This window comes from Erwinia typographi (assembly GCF_000773975.1).
Taxonomy (GTDB): Bacteria; Pseudomonadota; Gammaproteobacteria; order Enterobacterales; family Enterobacteriaceae; genus Erwinia; species Erwinia typographi.
On the sequence record NZ_JRUQ01000108.1, the window covers coordinates 1 to 885 of the forward strand.

Here is an 885-nt window from a genome sequence, read left to right on the forward strand (position 1 = left end):
GTGCCGCTCGCATTTTAATTGGCAGCAGCATCCGGTCACTGCCCAATGATATACAAAATTTTGGCGGCTTGCCGCTTACAACCCCTAAGTACGTTTTTCGTACAAATCAGAGGCGATTTGAGACACCGAAATTTTCTGCAAAATATTGATCGTTTACTCGCCAATCTATAAATCCTACACTTCTTGTGTGGATTTGTTAACGACATGAGGAAAAAAGGAAAAATGCCTATTCCAGCATATTTATGGCTCAAGGATGATGGTGGTGCTGATATCAAAGGCTCGGTGGACGTTCAGGATCGTGATGGGAGTATTGAGATTATTAGCCTGTCCCACGGACTCAGCCTGCCGGTTGACAGTGCCAGCGGTAAAATCACCGGCACGCGCCAGCATTCCGCGATGATGATTGAGAAGGAGATTGATAGTTCTTCCCCTTACTTTAATCGCGCAGTGGCAACAGGCCAGGCACTGAAAAGCGCAGAGTTCCGTTTCTACCGAATTAATCACGCAGGCCAGGAAGAATGTTATTACAAAATCATTCTGGAGAACGTGAAGGTGACGAGCGTTAATACCTCTATTCCGAACACCAAACTCTCCAGCTCGCAGATTAATCACGTTGAGAATGTTAGTCTGAATTACGAAAAAATCACCTGGCACTACATGGACGGAAATGTGCAGTACGCTGATGCGTGGAACGAGCGCAAGACGGCTTAAAAAAGTGCGCCCTTAGCGGCGCACTTTCCTGATAGTCCACATGGATAGCTGATACCCTACCACCGCGAACGCGAAAGAACCTACCAACCAGGTCAGCACCCATAAGTCGTCGAAGTTCTCCTGGCTTGAATACCCATGAACCCATCGCGCGAAACGCTCAGAGGTGTACAGACT

1 protein-coding gene is annotated in these 885 nt (G+C 47.6%); it reads left to right on the forward strand.

The features are described from left to right. Positions 1-222 precede the first annotated feature (222 nt). The gene (locus NG99_RS26540) at positions 223-711 is read left to right on the forward strand and encodes an Hcp family type VI secretion system effector (protein ID WP_034899708.1); all 489 of its coding nucleotides are present in this window, start codon (positions 223-225) and stop codon (positions 709-711) included. Positions 712-885: the final 174 nt, after the last annotated feature.

Bases quoted from the DNA above. Each gene is read 5' to 3' on its own strand.
- NG99_RS26540 (WP_034899708.1), top strand. From the start codon at position 223: ATGCCTATTCCAGCATATTTATGGCTCAAGGATGATGGTGGTGCTGAT.